General features: G+C 71.6%; 18 protein-coding genes and 1 riboswitch. Of the genes, 8 read left to right on the forward strand and 10 right to left on the reverse strand.

Annotation, left to right across the window (positions count from 1 at the left end; genetic code table 11):
* Positions 1-118: 118 nt before the first annotated feature.
* Positions 119-2,437: a 5-methyltetrahydropteroyltriglutamate--homocysteine S-methyltransferase gene (gene metE / locus ACWD5F_RS35430; RefSeq protein ID WP_451260416.1), complete on the reverse strand. Its 2,319-nt coding sequence runs from the start codon at positions 2,435-2,437 to the stop codon at positions 119-121.
* 172 nt (positions 2,438-2,609) lie between these two features.
* A riboswitch (cobalamin riboswitch) is annotated at positions 2,610-2,833 on the reverse strand.
* 96 nt (positions 2,834-2,929) lie between these two features.
* On the reverse strand, positions 2,930-5,095 hold the full coding sequence (gene helR / locus ACWD5F_RS35435) for an RNA polymerase recycling motor ATPase HelR (RefSeq protein WP_451260417.1): 2,166 nt from the start codon (positions 5,093-5,095) through the stop codon (positions 2,930-2,932).
* Positions 5,096-5,331: 236 nt separating this feature from the next.
* Here helR and ACWD5F_RS35440 point away from each other — a divergent pair, with 236 nt between their 5' ends.
* Entirely contained in the window at positions 5,332-6,408 is a 1,077-nt protein-coding gene (locus ACWD5F_RS35440; protein ID WP_451260680.1) for an enoyl-CoA hydratase/isomerase family protein, read from the forward strand.
* A 51-nt stretch (positions 6,409-6,459) separates the two neighbouring features.
* Here the strand turns inward: ACWD5F_RS35440 and ACWD5F_RS35445 are convergent, their stop codons facing one another.
* Together ACWD5F_RS35445 and ACWD5F_RS35450 are read right to left on the reverse strand one after the other, a co-directional pair.
* Entirely contained in the window at positions 6,460-7,122 is a 663-nt protein-coding gene (locus tag ACWD5F_RS35445; protein WP_451260418.1) for a universal stress protein, read from the reverse strand.
* A gap of 116 nt (positions 7,123-7,238) precedes the next feature.
* Positions 7,239-7,724: a winged helix-turn-helix transcriptional regulator gene (locus ACWD5F_RS35450; RefSeq protein WP_451260419.1), complete on the reverse strand. Its 486-nt coding sequence runs from the start codon at positions 7,722-7,724 to the stop codon at positions 7,239-7,241.
* A gap of 92 nt (positions 7,725-7,816) precedes the next feature.
* Here ACWD5F_RS35450 and ACWD5F_RS35455 point away from each other — a divergent pair, with 92 nt between their 5' ends.
* Entirely contained in the window at positions 7,817-8,329 is a 513-nt protein-coding gene (locus ACWD5F_RS35455) for a PaaI family thioesterase (protein ID WP_451260420.1), read from the forward strand.
* 68 nt (positions 8,330-8,397) lie between these two features.
* Here the strand turns inward: ACWD5F_RS35455 and ACWD5F_RS35460 are convergent, their stop codons facing one another.
* The 3 genes from ACWD5F_RS35460 to ACWD5F_RS35470 form a co-directional block, all read right to left on the reverse strand.
* Positions 8,398-8,877, reverse strand: a complete 480-nt coding sequence (locus ACWD5F_RS35460) for a VOC family protein (protein ID WP_401711299.1) — start codon at positions 8,875-8,877, stop codon at positions 8,398-8,400.
* A 58-nt stretch (positions 8,878-8,935) separates the two neighbouring features.
* Positions 8,936-9,802: a helix-turn-helix domain-containing protein gene (locus ACWD5F_RS35465; RefSeq protein WP_451260421.1), complete on the reverse strand. Its 867-nt coding sequence runs from the start codon at positions 9,800-9,802 to the stop codon at positions 8,936-8,938.
* A gap of 95 nt (positions 9,803-9,897) precedes the next feature.
* Positions 9,898-10,689, reverse strand: coding sequence for an SAM-dependent methyltransferase (locus ACWD5F_RS35470; protein ID WP_451260422.1), 792 nt, complete (start codon positions 10,687-10,689; stop codon positions 9,898-9,900).
* A gap of 193 nt (positions 10,690-10,882) precedes the next feature.
* On the opposite strand from ACWD5F_RS35470, the gene ACWD5F_RS35475 reads away from it, so the two are divergent.
* Positions 10,883-11,521 carry a TetR/AcrR family transcriptional regulator gene (locus ACWD5F_RS35475; protein WP_451260423.1) on the forward strand — a complete coding sequence of 213 codons (639 nt, stop codon included), beginning with the start codon at positions 10,883-10,885 and terminating at the stop codon, positions 11,519-11,521.
* 129 nt (positions 11,522-11,650) lie between these two features.
* Here ACWD5F_RS35475 and ACWD5F_RS35480 read toward each other — a convergent pair whose 3' ends face one another.
* A complete protein-coding gene (locus ACWD5F_RS35480) occupies positions 11,651-12,394 on the reverse strand; it encodes an LmeA family phospholipid-binding protein (RefSeq protein ID WP_451260424.1) in 744 nt (247 codons plus the stop codon).
* Positions 12,395-12,570: 176 nt separating this feature from the next.
* On the opposite strand from ACWD5F_RS35480, the gene ACWD5F_RS35485 reads away from it, so the two are divergent.
* The 3 genes from ACWD5F_RS35485 to ACWD5F_RS35495 all read left to right on the forward strand — a co-directional run bounded on the left by ACWD5F_RS35485 (position 12,571) and on the right by ACWD5F_RS35495 (position 15,700).
* Positions 12,571-14,208: an MFS transporter gene (locus ACWD5F_RS35485; protein WP_451260425.1), complete on the forward strand. Its 1,638-nt coding sequence runs from the start codon at positions 12,571-12,573 to the stop codon at positions 14,206-14,208.
* Positions 14,209-14,280: 72 nt separating this feature from the next.
* Positions 14,281-14,844, forward strand: a complete 564-nt coding sequence (locus ACWD5F_RS35490) for an NUDIX domain-containing protein (protein ID WP_451260426.1) — start codon at positions 14,281-14,283, stop codon at positions 14,842-14,844.
* A gap of 64 nt (positions 14,845-14,908) precedes the next feature.
* Positions 14,909-15,700, forward strand: coding sequence for a fructosamine kinase family protein (locus ACWD5F_RS35495; protein ID WP_451260681.1), 792 nt, complete (start codon positions 14,909-14,911; stop codon positions 15,698-15,700).
* 183 nt (positions 15,701-15,883) lie between these two features.
* Here the strand turns inward: ACWD5F_RS35495 and ACWD5F_RS35500 are convergent, their stop codons facing one another.
* On the reverse strand, positions 15,884-18,055 hold the full coding sequence (locus tag ACWD5F_RS35500) for a hypothetical protein (protein ID WP_451260427.1): 2,172 nt from the start codon (positions 18,053-18,055) through the stop codon (positions 15,884-15,886).
* Between the two features lie 163 nt (positions 18,056-18,218).
* Here ACWD5F_RS35500 and ACWD5F_RS35505 point away from each other — a divergent pair, with 163 nt between their 5' ends.
* Both ACWD5F_RS35505 and ACWD5F_RS35510 read left to right on the forward strand, forming a co-directional pair.
* Positions 18,219-19,094 carry an SGNH/GDSL hydrolase family protein gene (locus ACWD5F_RS35505; RefSeq protein WP_451260428.1) on the forward strand — a complete coding sequence of 292 codons (876 nt, stop codon included), beginning with the start codon at positions 18,219-18,221 and terminating at the stop codon, positions 19,092-19,094.
* A 40-nt stretch (positions 19,095-19,134) separates the two neighbouring features.
* Positions 19,135-19,713: a PadR family transcriptional regulator gene (locus ACWD5F_RS35510; protein ID WP_451260429.1), complete on the forward strand. Its 579-nt coding sequence runs from the start codon at positions 19,135-19,137 to the stop codon at positions 19,711-19,713.
* Here ACWD5F_RS35510 and mftR read toward each other — a convergent pair.
* Positions 19,710-20,339 carry a mycofactocin system transcriptional regulator gene (gene mftR / locus ACWD5F_RS35515; RefSeq protein ID WP_451260430.1) on the reverse strand — a complete coding sequence of 210 codons (630 nt, stop codon included), beginning with the start codon at positions 20,337-20,339 and terminating at the stop codon, positions 19,710-19,712. The two genes, ACWD5F_RS35510 and mftR, sit on opposite strands and share 4 nt — an antisense overlap.
* Positions 20,340-20,358 lie beyond the last annotated feature (19 nt).

A 20,358-nucleotide genomic window follows, 5' to 3' on the forward strand; every position in this document is an offset into this window, starting at 1 on the left:
TCCTGATGCGGTTCACGGTGTACGGGTCCGGTGTACGGGTCTCCATTGGACACGGCCCGTACGCGCGCCGACCGGGGAGGGCTCTCCAACTGCCCTCCCCGGTCGACGGATCCCGGCATCAGGCCCCGGACAGTTCCTCACGGACCGTGCGGGCGGCGGCGACCAGGTTCTCCAACGAGGCCCGGGTCTCGGGCCAACCGCGGGTCTTCAGGCCGCAGTCGGGGTTGACCCACAGCCGCTCGACGGGGATGGCCTTGAGCCCGGTGCGGAGCAGGTCGGCGGCCTCCTCCGTGCTCGGGACGCGCGGCGAGTGGATGTCGTACACGCCAGGTCCCGCCTCGCGCGGATAGCCGTGGGCGGCGAGTTCGCGCGCTACCTGCATGTGCGAGCGGGCGGCCTCCAGGCTGATGACGTCCGCGTCGAGATCGTCGATGGCCTGGACGATGTCCCCGAACTCGGCGTAGCACATGTGCGTGTGGATCTGCGTGTCCGGCCGCACCCCGCCCGTGCTGAGCCGGAACGCCTCGGTCGCCCACGCCAGATACGCGGCACGATCGGCGGTGCGCAGCGGGAGCGTCTCGCGCAGCGCGGGCTCGTCTACCTGGATCACCGAAGTTCCGGCCGTCTCAAGGTCGTCGACCTCCTTGCGCAGGGCGAGGGCGACCTGCCGGGCGGTGTCGCCGAGCGGCTGGTCGTCCCGGACGAAGGACCAGGCGAGCATGGTGACAGGGCCGGTGAGCATGCCCTTGACCGGGCGCGAGGTGAGGGACTGGGCGTACGTCGTCCAGCGCACGGTCATCGGCTCGGGGCGGGAGATGTCGCCGGCCAGGATCGGCGGCCGGACGTAACGGGTGCCGTAGGACTGCACCCAGCCGTGCTGCGTGGCCAGATACCCCGTCAGCTGCTCGGCGAAGTACTGGACCATGTCGTTGCGTTCGGCCTCGCCGTGCACCAGGACGTCCAGACCGGTCTTCTCCTGGAAGGAGATCACCTCCTGGATCTCGGCCCTGATGCGCTCCTCGTAGCCGGCCGTGTCGATCCGGCCCGCCCGCAAGTCGGCGCGGGCGGTGCGCAGTTCACCGGTCTGCGGGAAGGAGCCGATCGTGGTGGTCGGCAGCAGCGGCAGCCCGAGGTGGGCACGCTGGGCCGCGGCGCGCTCGGCGTACGGCTGCGAACGGCGGGCGTCGGCGTCCGTGACGGCGGCGGCGCGGGCCCGTACCGCCGGATCGTGTGTGATCGGCGAGCCCGCACGCGAGGCCAGGTTGGCACGGTTGACGGCGAGTTCGGCGGCGATCGTGTCGGTGCCCTGGGCGAGGCCCTTGGCGAGGGTGACGATCTCGGCCGTCTTCTGCTTCGCGAACGCGAGCCAGCGCAGGATCTGCGGCTCGATGTCGCGCTCCCGGGCGGAGTCGAGCGGTACGTGGAGCAGCGAGCAGGAGGCCGACACGTCGACCCGGTCGGCGAGGCCGAGCAGGGTGCCGAGGGTGGAGAGGGACGCCGACAGGTCGTTGCCCCAGATGTTGCGGCCGTTGACCACACCGGCGACCAGTCGCTTGCCGGGCAGCCCGCCCACGGCGGCCAGCGCGTCGAGGTTGGCCGCGGCGGCCTCGGTGAAGTCCAGGGCGAGCCCCTCGACCGGCGCCTTGGCCAGCACCGGCAGCGCGTCGCCGAGCCGGTCGAAGTACGAGGCGACCAGGAGCTTCGGCCGGTCGGTTTGGCCACCGAGGTCACGGTAGGCGCGCGTGGCGGCGTTCAGCTCGGCCGGGGTGCGGTCCTGGACCAGGGCGGGCTCGTCCAGCTGCACCCAGTCGGCGCCCGCCGCCCGCAGGTCGGCGAGGACCTCGGCGTACACCGGCAGCAGTCGGTCGAGCAGGGTGAGCGGGTCGAAGTCGGCCGGTACGCCCGGGGCGGGCTTGGCCAGCAGGAGGTACGTGATCGGGCCGACCAGCACCGGACGGGCGGTCAGCCCGAGGGTCAGCGCCTCCGCCAACTCCGCGACCTGCTTGGTCGAGTCGGCGGCGAAGACCGTGTCCGGGCCCAACTCGGGCACCAGATAGTGGTAGTTGGTGTCGAACCACTTCGTCATCTCCAGCGGCGCCACGTCCTGGGTGCCGCGCGCCATGGCGAAGTACCCGTCCAGGGCGTCCGCTTCGACGGCCGCGCGGTGACGGGCGGGGACGGCGCCGACCATGACGGTGGTGTCGAGGACGTGGTCGTAGTACGAGAAGTCGCCGGTCGGCACCTCGTCGACGCCGGCCTTCGCCAGCTCCCGCCAGTTGGTGCCACGCAGCTCTGCGGCCGTGGCGCGCAGGGCGTCGGCGGTGACGCGGCCCTTCCAGTAGCCCTCGATGGCCTTCTTCAGTTCCCGGTCCGGGCCCTGGCGGGGGTAGCCGTACACGGTGGCCCGCGCTGCCGCGGCTGCGGTCTTGGTGGTCACGGAGATCTCCTTCGCGAGATGGATCCCTGAGATCCCGGCGACGGGACGCGAGCGCGAAGGGTGACGAAACCGGGCGGGCCCGACCCCGTGCGGCAGTGGAACTGCGCGGTCGTCCGCCTGGTATGTACGCCGACCCGCCCACGAGGTCACCGGGATGTCCGCGCACGATTCGGCCGTACGCGGGCAGTTGGCAGGTCTTCGGACTCGCGGGCACGTCCTCCGGTCTCCCGGCGGACTCCTACTGGCCGTCGCTTCCCAAGCCCTCCGTGGGCCCAGTGCGTATGACGGCGGTCGTTCCCGCTAACCGCTGCGGGGCAGTCCCGGATTCCCACCGGGTTCCCTCTTGCGACGCATCCCGCCTGGCGGACGGGGCGAACCAGCTGCACGGGCCAGCCTACGGGGTGGCGCGGCGGACCGAAGCGCCGCGTCCACCGTCCGGAGGGTGATCCGGCCCACCCGGGACCGGATCAGCCCTGGTCGTGGGCGGGGTTGTCAGCTGGTGAGGACGACGAGTTGCTGGGTCGCCCGGGTCATCGCCACATAGTGGTCGACCGCTCCTTCGATGCCCTCGCCGAACTTCTCGGGGTCGACGAGGACGACCAGGTCGAACTCGAGCCCCTTCGACAACTCGGGAGTCAGTGAGCGGACGCGGGACGTCGCCCGGAACGTGGGATCGCCGATGACGCAGGCGATCCCGTCGTCGTGTGCCGCGAGCCAGGTGTCGAGGACCGAGGGCAGATCCGAGGCGGAGCCGTGGACGACGGGGATACCGCTGCTGCGGATGGAGGTCGGCACGTTGGCGTCCGGGAGCGCGGCCCGGATGACCGGCTCGGCCTCCGCCATGACCTCTTCCGGCGTGCGGTAGTTGATGCTCAGCGAGGCCACGTCGATCCGGTTGAGCCCGACGCGTTCGAGCCGTTCCTGCCACGACTCCGTGAACCCGTGCCGGGCCTGGGCGCGGTCGCCGACGATGGTGAAGCTCCGGGACGGACACCGCAGCAGCAGCATCTGCCACTGCGCGTCGGTCAGTTCCTGCGCCTCGTCCACGACGACGTGCGCGAACGGTCCGGCCAGCAGGTCCGGGTCGACGGTGGTCAGTTCGGCCTCGTCGACCAGGCTGACCTGGGCGTCCTCCCCGCGCAGCATCTTCACCAGGCCGATGCCCTCGTCACCGTCGTCGCCCGAGGTGGACACCGCTTCGATCAGGTTGTCGACGACCTGGGTCATGCGCTCGCGCTGCGCGGCGAGGACGGCCTTGTGCCGACGCTCGCGCCGCGCCGCCTCCGGGTCGCCGAGCCGCTGCCGTGCCGCGTCCAGGAAGGGGAGGTCGGACACCGTCCAGGCCTGGGCCTCCGCGCGCTGCAGCTTCTGCACGTCGTCGCGGTCCAGCCAGGGAGCGCACATCCGCAGATAGGCGGGGACCGTCCACAGATCGCCGACCAGGTCGTCCGCTTCGAGCAGCGGCCACGCGCGGTTGAAGGCGGTCAGCAGCGCTCGGTTCTGCAGCAGCGACTTGCGCAGCAGGGTGGTCGGGGCGTCGCCCTCGTGCTTCTCCATCAGGAGGGTGAGCAGCTCCTCCCAGACCTGCTCGCGCGCCTCGTTGTGCGGGGTGCCGGGTTCCGCCGCGTCGAACGCCACGGCCCAGTCGTCGGCGCTCAGCGGGATGTCCGACCAGTGGGTGGTGACCGTCATCCCCTTGGCGGGCGGCTCCTCGTAGAACCTGACGGCCCTCTCGATCGCCTTCACCAGGTCCGCGGACGACTTGAGGGCGGCCACCTCCGGGTCGCTCTCCTCCTTCGCGGCCGCTCCCTCGGCGACGAGGTCCCGCAGGATGCAGGTCTGCACGCCCTCCTCGCCGAGGCTGGGCAGGACGTCGGAGACGTAGTCCAGGTAGGGCCGGTGCGGACCCACGAACAGGACGCCGCCCCTGCGGTGCCCGAGACGGGGGTCGGAGTAGAGGAGGTAGGCGGACCGGTGCAGGGCGACGACGGTCTTGCCCGTACCCGGACCGCCGTCCACGACGAGCGTGCCGCGGGATCCCGCGCGGATGATCGCGTCCTGGTCGGCCTGGATGGTGCCGAGCACGTCCCGCATCCGCGCCGACCGGTTGCTGCCGAGACTGGCGATGAACGCGGACTGGTCGTCGAGAGCGGCATGCCCGGCGAATCCGTCCGCGGTGAACACCTCGTCCCAGTAGTCGCCGATCCGGCCCTCCGTCCAGCGATACCTGCGGCGGCTCGCCAGACCCATCGGGTTGGCGTGGGTGGCGCCGAAGAACGGCTCGGCCGCGGGGGAGCGCCAGTCGAGCAGCAGCCGACGGCCCGTGCTGTCCGTGAGGCCGAGGCGTCCGACGTACACGGGCTCGGAGCCGTCCGCGAGGACCATGTGCCCCAGGCACAGATCCAGGCCGAAGCGGCGCAGGGTGCGCAGGCGGGCGGTCACCTGGTGGACCTCGGTGTCCCGGTCCATGGCCTCCCGGCCGAGGCCGCCGGGTGCCTTGCGCGCGGTGTCGAGGCGCTCGGTCAGCTCCGCGATCGACTCCTCCAGGCACTCCGCGATGGCCACGAAATGCTTCTCGTCGCCGGAGATCAGGGCCGGGTCGGCTTTCGCGGAGAGGCGGTCGGGAAGGTCGAACGCGCTGGTGGTGAGGGGGTTCACGTCGTTGGCTCCGAGGCTCCGAATGCGGGGTGTGGCTGGGCGTCGGCTCGACGGGCCCATGCGGTTCACGCGGCTATGGGCACCTTTTGGCCCAGGTCGGTGATTGTGCGCCACGAAGGGGGCCTTGCCGCAAGGCCCCCCGTGCGCTATAGCTTGTTAGTGGCAGGGAGTGCTGGGACCTCCCTGCCTTTGTGTTGTCCGTCTCCGCGTACGGTGTCCAGAAGATCGTCCGTGACCTGCGGGTCCAGCGGCTTCTGGAAGGAACCAAGGAGACCATGCGCGAATCCGTGCTGTTGACCACCGCCGGCCGGGCCGCCCACATCACCCTCAACCGCCCGAGGGCCATCAACGCCCTGGATCACGCGATGGTCCGCCGCATCGACGAGGCCCTGACCACCTGGGAGTCCGACCCCTCCGTCGAGACCGTCGTCATCACGGGTGCGGGCGAGCGAGGCCTGTGCGCGGGCGGTGACATCCGGGTCGTCCACGACGACGCCCGCGACGGCGACGGTACCGCGTCGGCCGCCTTCTGGCGGGACGAGTACCACCTGAACGCCCGTATCGCGCGTTACCCGAAGCCGTACGTCGCTGTCATGGACGGCATCGTGATGGGCGGCGGGGTCGGTGTCTCAGCACACGGGAGTGTCCGCGTCGTCACCGAGCGCTCACGGGTGGCCATGCCGGAGACGGGCATCGGGTTCGTGCCGGACGTGGGCGGCACGTATCTCCTCTCCCGTGTCCCGGGAGAGCTGGGCACCCACTTGGCCTTGACGGGCGCGCAAGTCGGGGCAGGGGACGCCCTGTTGTGCGGGCTGGCGGATCATTACCTGCCCTCCGACTCACTCCCGGGCTTCGTCGGGGATCTCGCCGACCTGCCCGTCCGTGAAGCGCTGGACCGGCATGTACTTCCGTCCCCGGAAGGGGAGTTGGCGGGTCGCCGGGAGTGGATCGACTCCTGCTACGCCGCCGACACGGTGGAGGAGATCATCGACCGGCTCCTCGCGCACGGCGACCCGGCCGCGAAGGAGACGGCGGAGACCCTGCTCACCAAGTCGCCCACCGCCCTCAAGGTCACCCTCGCCGCCATGCGCCGAGCCCGGCGACTCGACTCCCTGGAGCGGGTGTTGGACCAGGAGTACCGCGTCTCCTGCGCGGCCCTCACCGCCCCCGACCTGGTGGAGGGCATCAGGGCCCAGGTCATCGACAAGGACCGCAACCCGCACTGGTCCCCGGCCACCCTCGCCGAGGTGAGCGACGCCGACGTGGAGCGCTTCTTCGAGGCGCTGGGCGACCGGGAACTGGGGCTGGCCTAGCCGCGTACCGGACGCGTCCCGGGGAGGCACAGGCGGCCTGGACCGCACCGGCTACCGGCGGACCACCGCGACCGGGCACATCGTGTCGCGCAGCAGCGCCCTGATCACGTCCCCCCACTCGCCGCCCGCCCCCACCACGACCAGCGCCGCGTTCGTCGAGTGGTGGAGCATGGCTTCGGCGGGCGGAAACAGGACGACGTCCTCGAGTACGGGAACGTCCGGGTACTTGCTCCGCCAGGGGCGCAACGCGTCGGTCAGGAGCTGGACTTCGTGGTCCTCCCACGTGGCGCGGTCCTGTTCCGGAACGGCGAACGGGAACTCGGCCGCGCTCGGGGGGAGTTGCCAGGCGTGGACGGCATGCAGGCGCGTGCCGCGCAGCCGTGCGCTGTCGAAGGCGAAGTCGATCGCCGCGCTCGCGGGGTCGTGGGCGTCGATCCCGAGGACGACGCCCGACGGGCGGCCGAAGGTCTGGCCGTCGTCCTCCGGTACCAGGACCACCGGAGTGATCGAAGTGCGGACGCTCGCCGGAAGAGGCGATTGCGAGACTGCCCGGGGCATGCCGAGCACGACCAACTTGGCCTCGGCCGGGTCCGGTTGGGGATCGTGCAGCACGCACAGGGGCAGGCCGCGCAGCAGTGCCTCACGGCTGGCCCATTCGACCGCGTCCCGGCTGCCCGTCGATCGGTCGGTACGCGCGACGATCACTTGCTCCATGGCCGTTCGCCTCTCTGGCACAGACTGGCGCACAAGGGGGATGTCGCATCCCCTGTGCACCAGCCTGCCTCGCCTTCCTCCTCGCGGACAGAGGCCGAACGGTCAACGTCCGTGTCTCACTCCGACCCGACCGAGCTCCGATACGGTCGCGCGCCGGACCCCGGCCGCGCGGTCACGTCCCTCGGCGTGAGCGGGACATGCTCGTCGGCGCACTCGACGACGACGCGTACCGGCCCCCCGCAGTCGGTGTGCCGCATGTCCAGGACGGGACCCGCGGGGTCCGGGTCGTAGGTGTCGCCCCACTGGCGCAGGGCGACCAGGACCGGCCAGAGGTCCCAGCCCTTGCGGGTCAGCCGGTACTCGTTGCGGGCCCGGCTGCCCGGCTCCTGATAGGGGACGGTCCGCAGGATCCCGGCTGCGGTGAGCTTGCGCAGCCGGTCGCTGAGGACCGCCTCCGACAACCCCATGTGCCGCCGGAACTCCTCGAACCTGCGGACGCCGATCGCCGCGTCGCGCAGCACGAGCAGCGTCCATTTCTCGCCGACCAGGTCGAGCGTGCGCTGGACGGGACAGTTCTCGGTACTGACGTCGAGCCACTCCATTCCGCCATCGTAGATGCCTGGCTTCGACATTGACAGTCAGCTGACGATCCCGCTAGCTTCGAATGACGAAGTCAGCTGGGAGGCGGCACGACATGGGACGTACACGTACGTACGAGTGGGAGGACCCCGCGATCACGGCGGCGGCGGTCGGGCACGGTTCCGGCCTGGACCTCCTGCGTGCCGTGCAGGAGGGCCGGCTGCCGGCGCCGCCCGTCTCGGCGACGCTGGACTTCACGCTCGACGAGGTGGCCGAGGGCCGGGCCGTGTTCTCGCTGCTGCCGGGGGAGGAGCACTACAATCCCATCGGCAGCGTGCACGGCGGTGTCTACGCCACCCTCCTCGACTCCGCCGCGGGCTGTGCCGTGCAGTCCACGCTCCCCGTCGGCATGGGGTACACCTCGCTGGATCTGACCGTGAAGTTCCTGCGCCGGATCACCGTGGACACGGGCCGGGTGCGGGCCGTCGGCACGATCGTCAACCGGGGGCGCCAGACCGCGCTGGCCGAGGCGACCCTGCTCGATGCCAAGGACCGCCTGCTGGCTCACGCGACCAGCAGCTGCCTGCTGTTCCCGGTGCCGGTCGGGGAGGCCCGCGGCGGGGCGTGACGTGACGGGCTGATTCGGCTGTACGTTCCGGTGCGGCCGTACGTCTCACTTCACCCGCACGTTCCGCTTCAGCGCGGCTCGCCGCGATACGTGCCGAAGTACCAACGGTTGCCCTCGGGGTCGCGTGCGGCGAAGTCGCGGGAGCCGTAGTCGGTGACCTGGAGTTCCGTGGTGATCTCGGCGCCGGCCGCCTTTGCCCGGGCATGGACGGCGTCCGGGTCGGCGGTGACGACGTAGGCGCTGAACGCGCCCGGCGGAGTAGGGCAGTTGGCGGGATCCTGGTCCTCGCGGACCGAACCCAGCATGATGCCGCCGCCCTCGGGCCAGGCGAGTTCGGCGTGCTGGACCAGGTCGCCGTCGCCGTGGACCACGGTCTCCTCGAAGCCGAAGGCGTCGACCAGGAAGCGGATCAGCGCGCGGGCGTCCTGGGCACGCAGACTCGGCCAGACCTGCGGGGCGGGCGGCTGCTTGCCGGAATCGGGGCCGGTCGAAGTGGTGGGCGTGCGTGCGGAGTTGGGCGTGTGTGCGGTATCGGGAGTGCCGGGCATGGTGAGCCGCCTTTCGCTGCGACGCCGTGAGGCGCGGATCCGTGGAACACCCCCAGCGTCACGCGGGCGGATGGTGCCCGGATTGGATGTTTCGGAACTCCTGCGCCAACCAGACGCTCGGCGAGCAGGAGGCCAGCGCCGCGAACTCGCGGTCGAGGTGCGACTGGTCCGCGTACCCGCAGTCGGCGGCCAGCCCCGCGAGGTCGGTGCGGCCGGGGCGGTCGGCCAGTCGGCGTCGGGCCCGGTCGAAGCGGATGACCCGGGCGGCCGCCTTGGGCGTGAGGCCGATCTCGGCGCGGAAGCGGGTGCGCAGATGGCGGTCGCTGTAGCCGGTCTCGGCGGCCAGCTCGTCGACGCGCAGCCGGCCGCCGGTGGACAGGAGCAGCCGCCAGGCGCCGGCGACTGTCGAGGTGCGGGCGAGCGGATCGCTCTCGTGGTGGAACAGTCGACTCAGCAGCCAGCCGTCCACCACACGGAAGCGGGCGGGCCAGTCCGTGGCCTCGCGCAGCCGGTCGTGGGTCTCGCGGACGTCCGCGCCCAGGACCTCGTCGGCGTGGACGTCGATCCCGGTGAGTTCCCCGGAGGGCAGCCCCAGCAGCACCCGGGCGCCCAGGGGGCTGATCCCGATCTGGACGCCGGACTGGCGTCCCGGGATGTCGATGAGCGCGGGCGTCAGATGCAGACCGCCCAGCAGCGTGGCGAAGTCGCCGGGAGCGGCGGCGGGGTCCGGGTGGGCGGCCATGCTCAGCGGGTCGTCGAGGGTGAGGATCAACGTCAGCCAGGGCGAGGGCAGCCCGCGGTGCCGGGTCGGCGGGACCCCGCGCTGGCGGTAGCCCGCGTACCAGCCGACCAGCCCGCGCAGCGCCGGCGACGGAGCCGCCCGTACGGCCTCGTCCAGGACCTCGTCCACGATCTCGGCACCCACGGGGCCATTGTCCCGCGCGGGCCCGCACCGCGCAGGAGCATGTCGGCCCGCTGCCGCTGCCGCTGCCGCTGCGGGCGGCAGCACCTCTAGTGCCGCTACGGCTTGCGGGCGACGCCCCCGAAGTCGTCGACCTCCAGGACCACCGCGTCCGGGGACGTCGGACGCCAGCGGGAGACCGAGACCACACCGGGGTCGAGCAGTTCCAGGCCGTCGAAGAAGCGGGCGAGCTGCTCCGGGCTGCGGTTGACCCGCGGATTGTCGCCCGCCTCGTTCCACTGCTCGATCATGGTGCGCATGCCCTCGGGGTCGAGGACCTCGGTGTCGTCGCACAGCACCAGGAAACTCCCGGACGGCAGCGCCGCGACCAGGCGCCCGACCAGCTCGTACGCGGAGTCGTCGACCACGTGGGCCGTGATCCCCAGCAGCACGAGCGCGACGGGGCGCGTGAAGTCCAGCGTCTTGGCCGCGCCCTGGAGGATGGTCTCCGGATCGTGCAGATCGGCGTCTATGTAGTCCGTCCTGCCCTCGGGCGAGCTGGTGAGCAGCGCCTCGGCGTGGGCCAGCACGATCGGGTCGTTGTCGACGTAGACGATCCGGGTCTCCGGCGCGATCCCCTGCGCCACCTCGTGCGTGTTGTTCGCGGTGGGCAGGCCCGTGCCGACGTCGAGGAACTGGCGGATACCGGCCTCGCGCACGAGGTACTCCACCGTGCGGACGAGGAACGCCCGTTGGGCCCGGGCGATGTCGAGGATCTGCGGGTTCGCCTCGACGATCTGGTCACCGACCTGGCGGTCGATCTCGTAGCAGTCCTTGCCGCCCAGCCAGTAGTTCCATATCCGGGCGGAGTGCGGGACGCCGTTGTTGAAGAGCGCGGTGTCAAGTGGCATGAGAACTCCTGCAGTTGGCCTGTTGCCACCTCATCGTCCACGGCATGATCAGTCAAGCCGGACGGGCACCACCGCGCGCCGCGCGTCCACGGGCGAGCCGCTGAACCATGGCAAAATGTGCAGGTCCCGCAGCCGCCGTCGCAGGGTCACGTCCCTCCCGGCGTGCCCCGCACCGACCCACCGAGGTTCCTCCGTGTCCAAGCCCGCCGCCCGTGAACCACAGCGCCGCAACTCGCGGTCCAACCGGGCGCGCATCCTGGCCACGGCCCGCCAGGAGCTCGGGCGGAATCCGGACATCACCCTGGAGGAACTGGCGCGCGCCTCCGGTGTCGTACGGCGCACGCTGTTCGGTCACTTCCCGGGCCGCGCGGTCCTGCTGGAGGCGCTCGCCGAGGAGGGTTCCGAGGTGCTGCGGGAGGCCCTGGAACGCGGGGCGCGGCCCGCGGAACCGGCCGAGCGGGCGTTCGCGTACTTCATGTTCTCCCTCTGGCCGGTCGGCGACCGCTACCGGATGCTGCTCGGCCTGACCCGGCGCGACCTGGGCCCCGAGCGCGTGACCGAGATCCTCGCGCCCGCCCGGGCCGCGGCCACCGACATCCTGGAGCGCGGGCAGCGCGAGGGCGTGTTCCACACCCGGCTGCCGGCCGCCGCGCTGAGCGCCGGCCTCGAGGCGCTGACGGTGGCACTGCTGGAGTCGGTCAACTCCGGCACGCTGGAGGACGACGGGACCCGGACCGCGATCGCCGCCCTCATCGCGGCGGGTGTTCCCGAGGAGCGGGCGGCCGTCGTGGTCGGGGAGGTCGCGGCGAGCCTGCCGCCGGTGGCGGACTGAACGTGCGGCGATTTCGCCCTCGTATCGCCTGACGAGACCGGCTGACCGGCTGATGAGACTGGCGGACCGGCCGATGGGACCGGCTGACTGGCCGATGGGATCGGCCGATGTCCGGTGCTGCGTTCGTCCTCAGGCGGCCCGGTCCGCGGATCCTTCCGCGGACCCCTCGTCCGAACCCCCGTCCGGACGGAAGGTGACCGACTCGCCCGAGAAGTGGGCGGTGAGGCCCGTGGCCGTCGTGCTGACCGAGCGCAGGTGCAGGCCCTCCGGGATGTTGCGGAGTTGGATCGGCTCCGCGAAGACCCGGTCGAGCAGGGTGCGGCCGATGGCGGGGAGCGTGCCGCCGGTGACCTGGAAGTCGTGGAACGAGATGCGGTTGCCGGAGGCCGCCGAGACAGCCGTGGTGACGTTGACCTTGGAGTCCAGGGGCAGCAGGACCGTCGCGGTGATCCGGCCGGGCTGTGCGGCCTGGCCGATCTCTATGCCGAGCGCGTTCGAGATGTCCTCGTAGGAGAGGTAGGCGGTCGCCTCGGCCTTGCGCGCCCGTGCCTCCTTGTCGTCGTCCGACTTGCTCACCCCGTGCAGGTCGAGGGCGAGTTCGGTCACCGGCAGCGGGCGCTCGGACCCGTCGGCGGGGATGTCGTGCGCCGTGATGTCGACGTGCCGCAGGGTCCCGGAGGCCACCTGGGTCAGCACGGGGACACCGCGCACATGGACCTGGGGCGGCAGAGGCGTGCCCATGCCCTCCTGGAAGGCCTTGGCCGTACGGGACTCGACGCGCGCCGCCACGAACCGGTCGACCGCCACGGGGACGAGGACGAGCGCGAGCAGGGCGGCGAGGGCGATGAGGAACGGTCGGGAGTTGGTCCGCATGGGCCTTCCTTCGGCGAGAGCCTTCGAGGCTGGGGGCGTTCGACATGGGTGGGAGCCCGCAGGGGGTGTCCGAGGCAGGCGAGTGACCTGCGGGTGGTCGCCATATTTGCACATCGGTGAGCAATAAACTAGCCTGCACATCGATGGGCAATTAACTCGTCCCTAGGAGCCCCCCAATGCCCTTCCTCACCGTCACCCCCGTGGAGAAGATGTCCGCGCCCTACCCCCGCCGCTGGTGGGCCCTGATCGTGCTCTGTCTGAGCCTGCTGATCGTGGTCATGGCGAACACGTCACTGATCGTGGCGGCGCCGGACATGAGCCAGGAACTGGGTCTGAGCAGCAGCGACCTGCAGTGGGTCATCGACGGCTACACCGTTCCGTATGCGGCGCTGATGCTCGTCCTGGGCTCGATCGGCGACAAGTACAGCCGTCGCGGCGCGCTCGTCACGGGTCTGCTGGTGTTCGCCGCCGGTTCGGTGATGGGCAGCCTGGTCGACCGGACCGAGCTGGTGATCACCGCCCGCGCGATCATGGGTGTCGGCGCCGCCGTGGTCATGCCGGCCACGTTGTCCCTGCTGGTCGCGATCTTCCCGAAGGGGGAGCGGGCCCGCGCCATCACGGCCTGGACCGCGACCTCCGGTCTGGCCATCGCGGTCGGCCCGCTGGTGGCCGGCTGGCTGCTGCGGGACCACGCCTGGGGCTCGACCTTCCTGATCAACGTCCCCATCGCGCTCGTCGGCGTCGTCGGCGCCCTGGCCCTGGTCCCGCCGTCGAAGGCCGCGCAGATGGGCCGGATCGACTACGTCGGCGGCCTGCTGTCGATCGTCTCGGTGGGCTCCCTGGTCTACGCGACCATCGAGGGCCCGCACTTCGGCTGGGGCGCGGGACCGGTCACCGCGGCCGTGGTCGCCGGCGTCGGTCTGCTCGCCTTCGTGCTGTGGGAGCTGCGCCACCCGCACCCCATGCTGAACGTGCGCATGTTCCGGCTGCGTCCCTTCAGTGGCTCGATGCTCGCGGTGCTGTTCTTCTTCTTCGGCACCTTCGGCGCCATCTACTACGCCACGCAGTTCCTGCAGTTCGTCCTGAACTACGACCCGCTGGAGACCGGCGTACGACTGCTGCCGCTGGCCGGTGCCGTGTTCGTCGGCGCCGCGCTCACCGGGCGGCTGACCCCGAAGCTGGGCATGAAGCCGATGGTGGTGGCCGGCATGGCGATCGGCACCGCCGCCGTCCTCCTGCTGACGCGGATCGACGCGGGCTCGACGTACACCGACTTCCTGGCTCCCGTGATGATGCTGGGCTTCGCGGTCGGCCTGAGCGTCTCCCCGGCCACCGACACGATCATGGGTTCCTTCCCCGAGAACGAGCTGGGCGTCGGCGGCGGTGCCAACGACACCGCGCTGGAACTGGGCGGCTCCCTCGGCATCGCGGTCCTCGGCTCGCTGCTGGGCACGGCCTACCGGGACAAGCTGGGCGACCTGGTCGACGGCCGGCTCCCGGCCGCCGCGCTGGACACCGCCAAGGACTCGGTCGGCGGCGGCCTCGCGGTCGCCGAGCAGGTCGCGAAGAACCCCTCCGCCGGCGGCCCCCAGCAGGCGCAGGCCCTGGTCGACGCCGTCCACGAGTCCTTCGCCCACGGTGTCGCCCAGACCAGCCTGATCGGCGGGATCATCATGGCCGCCGGCACGCTGATCGTCCTCGCGGTGCTGCCCGGATTCCGGATCGGCGGAAAGGGCCGGCCGGAGCAGGAGACCGTCGGTTCGACGGAACCCGTGTCCTCACCGGACGAGGTCCACACGGACTCCGCGCGGTAGGTCCGTCGTGGCCCCGCGGCCCGGGCCGCGGGGCCGACTCGACTGTCAGTGGCGGCCCGTATCCTCCGCCGGATGACTCCCCGCCCCCTCGATCGACGCACCCTGGACGCCGCGCTCTCCGACGTCCGGCAGGCCCTGGCCGTGTACGACGACGCCCTGGACTGGCTGCTCAGCCCCGACTCGGCGCTGAAAGGGCCGTTGGGCGCCGAGGTGTGGGTCTTCGACCCGGCCCTGACCCACGTGTTGCTGGTACGGCACCCGTGGCGGGGCTGGGTCCCGCCCGGCGGCAAGGTGGATCCCGGCGAGACGCCCCGCGAGGCGGCCCGCCGGGAACTCTTCGAGGAGACCGGGGTCCGCGCCGCACTCCTTCCGCCACCCGCGACCGCCACCGTCCGCTCCTACAAGCCGGCCTGGCCCGCCGTCCTGGGCGTGTCGTACCTCGCGGTCGTGGATCGCGGGACGAGGCTGCCCCCCGAGGACGGTCAGCCCGTCGACTGGCTGCCCCTGGACGAGCCGTGGCAGGGCTGGTTCAGCGAGGACCGGACGCGGATGAGACGGTGCGCGAAGCTGATCGGCGACGGTGAGCGCAGTGGCGAGAGGGCGTGGCGTGGTGAGCGGGAAGGGCGCGGTGAGTGACGCCGAGGAGCCCGCGGACGTGGCCGCGCGGCTCACCGGACTCGCGGTGACCGGCGCGCGCCGGATGGCCGGGGCGCTCACCGAAGTCGCCCTGGACGGCGGGCGGTTGGTGGTCGTCAAGCGCGGAGACGGGCCGGGCGAGGTACGGGCCGAGGCCGCGGGCCTGCGCTGGCTGGCCGACGCCGGTACGGTCCGGATCCCGCGTGTGTACGGGGACGACTCGCGCTGGCTGGTGACGGACCGGGTCCCACAGGGCCGTCCCACGGCCGAGGCGGCACTGCGGTTCGGGCGCCAACTGGCCGCCCTGCACGCCTCGGGCGCCCCCGCGTTCGGCGCCCCACCGCCCGGCGGTCCCGTGGCCGCGTACATCGGACTCGCTCCCATGCGCAACGAACCCGGCACCGACTGGCCCCACTGGTACGCCGAGCACCGCGTGCTGCCGTATCTGCGCGACGCGGTGGACGCGGGCACCGTCCGCTCCGCCGAGGCGGCCCTCGTCGAGCGCGTCTGCGAGCGGCTGCCAGAACTCGCGGGACCGGCCGAGCCACCCGCGCGTCTGCACGGCGACCTGTGGAACGGCAACGTGCTGTGGGGAGTCGACGGGCACGTCTGGCTGATCGACCCGGCCGCGCACGGCGGACACCGGGAGACCGACCTCGCGATGCTCGACCTCTTCGGCTGCCCGCACCTCGACCAGGTGCTCGACGGATACGTCGAGGCGGCGCCGCTGGCGGAGGGGTGGCGGGAGCGGGTCGGACTGCACCAGCTCTTCCCGCTGCTCGTGCACGCGGTGCTGTTCGGGCGGGGGTACGCCGAGCAGGCACTGGCGGTGGCGCGGGCGGTTGTCGCCGGGTGAGAACGGCGGGCCCGGGAAGGGCTTATGAGAGGGCTCGGGTGACAACGACGAAGGGGCGCCGCACAGGTGAGATGTGCGGCGCCCCTTGACGTGATGTCGGCGGCGAGGAAAGCGAAGGGACTAGTTTCAGAAGGAGTTGAGAAGGAAGTCCGTTCATGGCCTCGCCTGCGGCAACTCTAACAGTCAGGCCGGGACCAAGTCGCGCAGATTTTCCGGGGTGATGATCACCGAGTCCGGGTGCAGTCCGTCGGGGCGCTCCAGGCCGATGTAGGTGACGGGCGCCGACGGGACCGTCCCGCCGTCCCACACCGTCACCTCCGTCCCGCGAGCGGCCAGCAGATCGGCGATGTACCGGACGTCGATGTGCTCGCGCTCGACGATGCCGCGCAGGAGCGTCGAGATCGTCACGCGGTTGCCCTCGACCCGGTTGCCCGACTGGATGCCCTTCAGATACAGGTGCAGCCACTTGGCCGTCCAACTGCCGTCCCGCGCACGCCGGAACGCCAGCGGCAGCGCGACCCGGCCGGGCCCGCGCAGCTCCGACTTCATCCGTACCGTACGCGCCTCGAACGGCTGCCCCTTCTGCTCGCCCTCGCGCAGCATGAAGCCGAAGAAGGACTCGTCGACCTCCTCGAAGCCCTCGCCCGCGAAGATGTTGACCTGCGGCACGATGAACGTGCTGCGCACGGCGCCGAGCCGCAGGTTGATGAACTCCGAGGCCCCGTCAGGCGCTTCGGTGATGTCACCGGAGTGCTCGCCCTCGACCTGGGTGAGGGAGGTGTACGCCAGCCAGGACACCGTCCGGTACTTGGCGTCCAGCATCACCGCCGACAGGTCGAAGTCCGTCCGCTGCTCGGCCTCCTTCCAGTAGACGAAGAACCGCAGCAGTTCGCCGGCGACCGGGGTGACCGAGCCGCGGGGCAGCACGCCGAGGCCCGCAGCGGTCGCCCGCCCGGACAGCGGGAGCGCCACGGAGAGGACGTCCGGATCGACCAACAGGCGCTCCGGAGCAGGGAGCCGGCGGCCGATCTCCGCGTCGAGCGCGGTGATCAGGCGCTTGCGCTCGGCCGGAAGGACGGGCGGCCGCTGGTCCTCGGCGATCCAGGCACGGCCGAGCCGGTTGACGAAGACGCGTCGCTCGCCGGTGTCCCCGGCCCGGTTGTGGAGGTGCTCGCGCACCGCCAGCACGACCCGGCCGGACACGTCGGTGACGACCTGCTCGGCGGCGGCCACCACGGCCTCGCGCTCCTCCTCGTCGATCGCCGTGCGCAGCAGCCGGTCCAGGGAGCGGAACAGCTTGCCCGGCGCGGACTTGAGCAGCTCGGCCGCGCCGAGGACGTCCTGCATACCGAGCAGTTCCTCGACCCGGCTGTCGAAGGAGCGGGCCTCCTGCTCGCCCCGGGCCACGGCGAACACCTGGGCGGCGTACGGCCATTGGGGGTACTCGTGCGGGTGCAGCCGCTCGCCGAGCCGCTTCCACTGCTCGCGATGGGCGTGTACGTCGGCGAGCTTGGCCGGAGCGGCCGAGACGACCGAGTCCAGCCCGGCGAGCAGCGCGCGCCGGACCGGTCGCGGCACCGTCCGGAACCTGGTGGACTCCTGGAGGGTCACGTCACCGCCGGACAGGGCGCAGGCCAGCCGCAGCACGTCCGTGACGGTGTCCAGGAGCGGCTCCGAACCCGCCGTCAGCCGGGCCTCGTTGACCACGGCACGGTTCTCCCGGACGGGGATCTCCTCCGGCTGCGGGCCGTCCACGCAACGCGCGGCGAGCAGCTTGAGGTCGTCGAGGTCGTCGTCGTTCAGCGGAGTGCTGCTGCCCGCCAGCGCCAGATACAGGGCGGTGACCTCGTCGTCCGCCGTGCCACCCAGGTGCAGGACGGTCAGACGGTCGCCGGCCGCGGCGATCAACTCGTCGTGGTGGCCGAGCATTTCGGCGTACGTGTGCTGGTAGGTGCCGTAGGAGGGGAGCGTGAGCAGGTTCACCACACCGCTCTCCAACTGGGCGAGCGTACGGTCGCGGGACGCGTCGTCCGCCAGCGCCTCGGTGATGCAGCGCATCCAGAAGTCGAAGGTGTCGGGCACGTTGGCCGGGAAGTCGATGAAGTAGGCGTTGTGCGAGACGTGGTCGCCCACCATCTCGCGGACCGTGCGCAGCGTGCGCACGGCGGTGTCGACGACCGTGCCTTCGGAGCGCCCCGACAGGTGTGCCAGCAGGTCGGCCGAGAGCTTGAAGCCCACGGACATCAGGACGGCGTCGAACTGCCGCGCGGCGACGTCCCCTTGACCGGCCGGGCCGGTGGACAGGGGGAGTCGGTGAGCATGCCGGATGACCAGCGGTTCCAGAAGGTGGGGCATTCCGGCATGGTCGCAGAGACGTTCGAACGGGCGCATGTGGTTTTCCGTCGAGTGTTCTGCCATCGGGCAGCGTCCTCTATAGTCAACAACGCGAATAGGTGGTGAATTGGCTATCCGGTCGTCGCGATGCGCTCCGACGACGGCGGAAGGGGGTCTCGTGCCGATGGTGGACGGATATCTGCGGTACGTGGCGCTCGGCGACAGTCAGACCGAGGGGCTCGGCGACGGCGACGACGTACAGGGCCTGCGCGGCTGCGCCGACCGGTTCGCGGAGCTGCTCGTGGCGGGCAATCCCGAGGTGCGGTACGCCAACCTCGCGGTGCGCGGGAGCCTCGCCGGGCAGGTGCGCGCCCAGCAGCTCGCGCCCGCGCTCGCGATGAAACCCGACCTCGCGACCGTCGTCGCCGGTGTCAACGATCTGCTGCGGCCCGGCTTCGACGCCGACGAGGTGGCCGGCCACCTGGAGGCGATGTTCGCCGCGCTCACCGGGCAGGGTGCCCGGGTCGCGACGGTCACCTTCCCCGACATCGCCCGCATCACCCCGCTGGCCCGCCCGCTCGCACCCCGCATCACCGCCCTCAACGACCGCATCCGGACGGCGGCCCACCGCCACGGCGTGGCGCTCGCCGAGACCGGCCTGCACCCGGTGCTGACCGACCCGCGCCTGTGGAGCCCCGACCGGCTGCACGCCAGCCCCCTCGGCCACGCCCGCATCGCCGCGGCGGTCGCCGACGCGCTCGGCCTGCCGGGCAGCGACGACCGGTGGACCCACCCCCTGCCCGCCGACCCGAACACCCCCACCCGCCTGCGAGCCGTCGGCGTCGAGCTGCGCTGGGTCGGCTCCTTCCTGGGCCCCTGGCTCGCGCGCCGGATCCGCGGCCGGTCCTCCGGGGACGGCCGAGTGGCCAAACGCCCCGAACTGCTCCCGGCCGGGCCGCTGGTCGCGGGACGCCTGAGGGAGCCCGGGTCCATGGAGAGATCCGGTCTGATGGATGAGTCCGGATCCATGGAGAGGCCCGGATCCGCGGAGGCGCGATAGCCATCCCCTTGACTAATCAACGCGGTGTTAATTTGGGGCAATGGCTCTGCGCAACGCGGTGATGGCCGCTCTTCTGGAGGGCGAGGCGTCCGGGTACGACCTCGCGAAGGGCTTCGAGGCCTCGGTCGCCAACTTCTGGATGGCCACCCCCCAGCAGCTCTACCGCGAGCTGGAGCGCATGGAGAGCGACGGCCTCGTCTCCGCACGGGTCGTCCAGCAGGAGCGCCGCCCGAACAAGCGCCTGTTCTCCCTCACCGAGGCCGGCCTCGACGTACTCCGCGCATACGTCGCCGAGACCCCGGCCAAGCCCATGGCCATCAGGGACGAACTGATGGTCAAGGTCCAGTGCATCGACATCGGCGACACCGAGGCCGTACGCGCCGGCATCGTCCAGCGCATGGAACGCTCCACCACCAAACTCGCCCGCTACGAACGCCTGCGCGAACGCCTCCTGGACGGACGCGACGAGGACGAGTACCTGGCCAAGACCGACCGCATCGGCCCGTACCTCACCCTCCTCGGCGGCATCGGCCTGGAACAGGGCAACCTCCGGTGGGGGGAGACGGTCCTGCGAAAGCTGGACCAGCGGGCGGCGGCGAGGTCCTCGGAGAACGACTAGCCGCGCCGCTCATGCTGCTGGAACCCCGGCCCCAGTGCCCGCAACGCCTCGTCGAGGAAGGTGGACAGGTCGGAGCCGTCCTGGCGTAGCCACTGTTCGTAGGCGGCGACGGCCGCGCCCAGGCAGGTGTAGGCGATGACCTGGGGGAGGAGGGCGTCCGGGGGCTGGGCGACGCGCGTGGCCGCGAACTCCGCCACTACGGCGCGCCATTCGGCGTAGCGGAGGGTGGAGTGCGCCTGGAGCGCGGGTACTTCGAGGATCAGGCGCATGCGGAGGCGGTGCCAGGGGATCTGGGCCGCGTCCAGGCGGTTGAAGTCGACGATCGCCTCGCGCAGTGCGTCCATCATCGGGGTTTCGGGTGGGAAGCCGGCGAGGGTGGCCCGCAGCCGGCGCAACTCGCCCTCGAAATCGCCCCAGACGACATCGTTCTTGGACTGGTAGTAGCGGAAGAAGGTACGACGGCCGATCCCCGTCGCGCCCGCGATGTCCTCGACCGTCACCGCGTCGAAGCCGCGTGCGGAGAACAGTCGCAACGCGTGCGTCTCCAACTCGGCGCGGGACGTCGACGGGCGGCGCCCGACCCGGGTGGCCCGGTCGGCGGCGGGTGAACTCGACGATTCCGGCACGCGCTCTTCCTTTCGGCAC

The organism is Streptomyces sp. NPDC002499 (assembly GCF_053595415.1).